Source organism: Bradyrhizobium sp. SHOUNA76 (genome assembly GCF_023006445.1).
In the GTDB taxonomy this organism is placed as follows: Bacteria; Pseudomonadota; Alphaproteobacteria; order Rhizobiales; family Xanthobacteraceae; genus Bradyrhizobium.
In genome coordinates this window covers 1-2,978 of the sequence record NZ_JALBHA010000645.1, presented here as the reverse complement: position 1 = coordinate 2,978, position 2,978 = coordinate 1, and the positions used below count along the sequence as shown (strand labels likewise).

The following is a 2,978-nucleotide window of genomic DNA, read 5'->3' as shown; positions in this document are numbered from 1 at the left end:
CGGCCTTCTCCAGCGCCTTGACCAGGAGATAGTGGACGTTGGAGCCCTTGTTGAGCGCAACCTTCCTGCCCTTGAGGTCCGCGACCGATTTCAGCGGGCTGTCCTTCGGCATGGTGGCCGAGAAGAACAGCGTCTGCCGCTTGATCGGGAGTTTCGCGACGATTTTGCGGATGTCGTTGATGAAGCCCATGTCGAGCATGCGGTCGGCTTCGTCGAGCACGAGGAACTCGACGCTGCCAAGCTTCAGGCCATTGCTCTGCACGAGATCGAGCAGGCGGCCCGGGGTGGCGACCAGCACGTCGACGCCCTGCATCAGTGCACGGACCTGGCGGCCCATCGGCACGCCGCCGATGGCGAGCGTCGAGGACAGGCGGATATGGCGGCCATAGGCGTTGAAGCTATCAAGGATCTGGCCTGACAGCTCGCGGGTGGGCGACAGCACCAACACCCGGCAGGTCTTGGGCTGCGGTTTGATGCGGTTCTCGAGCAGGCGGTGGAGGATCGGCAGCGCGAAGGACGCGGTCTTGCCGGTTCCGGTCTGGGCGATGCCGACGACGTCGCGCCCGGTCAGCGCGATCGGAACAGTCTGGGCCTGGATGGGGGTGGGAGTGACGTAGTTCTCTTCGGCGAGAGCACGCGCGATCGGTTCGGCGAGGCCGAAATCCTGAAACGAAGTCAAAAGATGGGTTCTTTCCATGTCAAAAGCGGGCGCCCGGCGCATTCAGCGCGGCGCGCGCAAAAGGGTGTCGAGAAGACACCTGCGTGTTTAGGGTGTCGGATGGCTTGTGAGATATGGGGCAAGCCAGAGGCCCGTAGGGGCTTAAGAACACGCGGCTCGCAACGACCCCTTGATTCGCAAGAGGTCTCGGCCGTTCATATGGAACATTTAGGGGACCCTTTCAAGGCTGGCTCGGCTGAAATGGCGATTGCGGTGCAGAAATAGTTATGCCGGAAATTTAGCCAGAGTGGCCAATTTGCCTAAAAAATAAACCGCCTGCCGCTTTGGCATACATTTGAATTGCTCAAGTTTTGAGCTGTTTCTTGGTGGCGAAACTTTGATTTCTGGCAATTACTCCAGCGAAACCAAGTGGTTGGTGGGTGCTCAGTCCATGGCACGGTTCTTGCGAATCCGTTAATCGCAGGCGGCCGTAGGGGCCGTTTCGCAGCGTTTTTCACGTCTGCGTCAGGGAGATGAGACACTCATGCTTAGCAAATCCATTCACGATATAGCGGCGTCATTTAGCCGCCGTGGCGTTCTCGCTGCGACCGCCGGCCTGATGCTCGGTCTGGCGCCATTGACCGGCGCGAAAGCCGCCGATGACACCATCAAGGTCGGCGTGCTGCACTCCCTTTCCGGCACCATGGCCATCAGCGAAACCACGCTGAAGGATACCATCCTCTTCCTGATCGACCAGCAGAACAAGAAGGGCGGCGTGAACGGCAAGAAGCTCGAGGCCGTCGTGGTCGATCCCGCCTCGAACTGGCCGCTGTTCGCCGAGAAGGCGCGCGAGCTGATCACCAAGGACAAGGTCTCGGTCGTATTCGGCTGCTGGACCTCGGTGTCGCGCAAGTCGGTGCTCCCGGTGTTCAAGGAGCTGAACAGCATCCTGTTCTACCCCGTGCAGTACGAGGGTGAGGAAAGCGAGCGCAACGTGTTCTACACGGGTGCGGCGCCGAACCAGCAGGCGATCCCCGCCGTCGACTACCTGATGAAGGAAGAGAAGGTGAAGCGCTGGGTGCTCGCAGGCACCGACTACGTCTATCCGCGCACCACCAACAAGATCCTGGAAGCCTACCTGAAGTCCAAGGGTGTCGCCCAGGAAGACATCATGATCAACTACACGCCGTTCGGTCACTCCGACTGGCAGACGATCGTGGCCGACATCAAGAAGTTCGGCTCGGCCGGCAAGAAGACCGCGGTGGTCTCGACCATCAATGGCGACGCCAACGTTCCCTTCTACAAGGAACTCGGCAACCAGGGCATCAAGGCGAAGGACATCCCGGTCGTCGCGTTCTCGGTGGGTGAGGAAGAGCTCGCCGGCATCGACACCAAGCCGCTGGTCGGCCATCTCGCCGCCTGGAACTACTTCGAGTCGATCAAGACCAAGGACGGCTCGAACGAGAAGTTCATCAAGGACTGGCAGGCCTACACCAAGAATCCGAAGCGCGTGACCAACGATCCGATGGAAGCGCATGTGATCGGCTTCAACATGTGGGTGAAGGCCGTCGAGAAGGTGAAGTCGACCGATCCGGACAAGGTGATCGACGCGCTTCCCGGCATCGAAGCGCCGAACCTGACCGGCGGCGTGTCGAAGATGCTGCCGAACCACCACATCACCAAGCCGGTGTTCATCGGCGAGATCAAGGGCAACGGCCAATTCGACGTAGTCTGGAAGACCCCGGGCCTCGTCGCGGGCGACGCCTGGTCGAAGGAGCTCGACGGCTCCAAGGACCTGATCGGCGACTGGGTCGGCAAGAAGTGCGGCAACTTCAACACCAAGACCAACAAGTGCCTCGGTTCGGGCTCCTGATCCGGATCTGACACTCCATTGCACGAACGGAGAAGGCGGCGATCCCGCCGCCTTCTCCACTCATTTCCGCCGGGGTCATTCACAGTGCCAGCCTATTTGTCCGCGCGCCTCTGCTCGCTTGCGCTCTCGTTGTTGCTGATTGCGTTCGCGCTGCCGGCCTTCGCCGGTCCGTTCGAGGATGGGGTCGCCAAATTCGCCAATGACGATTTCTCCGACACGGAAGAGGCGATCGGCGTGGTCGCGGGCAGCGGCAATCCGCTGGCTTTTCCCATCATCAGTGCGCTCCAGGACGGCCGCCTCATGGCCGACCCCGACAGCAAGAAGGTTTACGTCACCGGCACCGACGGCAAGTCGATCGATGCCGCGACCGGTCAGGCGGTGGCCAGCGTTCCCGACGGCGCGAGCGCGGTCCGCCTCAACAATCGCCTGCGCCGCAGCGTCGATGCC

2 protein-coding genes and 1 pseudogene are annotated in these 2,978 nt (G+C 61.1%); 2 read left to right on the top strand and 1 reads right to left on the bottom strand.

The window, feature by feature from the left end; translation table 11 throughout:
- A partial coding sequence (locus MOV74_RS34960) for a DEAD/DEAH box helicase (RefSeq protein WP_246931635.1) occupies positions 1 to 697 on the bottom strand: 697 nt, incomplete at its 3' end.
- Positions 698 to 1,202: 505 nt separating this feature from the next.
- Between MOV74_RS34960 and urtA the strand changes: the two genes are divergently transcribed.
- The gene (urtA, locus tag MOV74_RS34955) at positions 1,203 to 2,531 is read left to right on the top strand and encodes an urea ABC transporter substrate-binding protein (protein ID WP_246931634.1); all 1,329 of its coding nucleotides are present in this window, start codon (positions 1,203 to 1,205) and stop codon (positions 2,529 to 2,531) included.
- A gap of 84 nt (positions 2,532 to 2,615) precedes the next feature.
- Positions 2,616 to 2,978 (top strand): annotated as a pseudogene (locus MOV74_RS34950) (urea ABC transporter permease subunit UrtB); the annotation flags it as partial.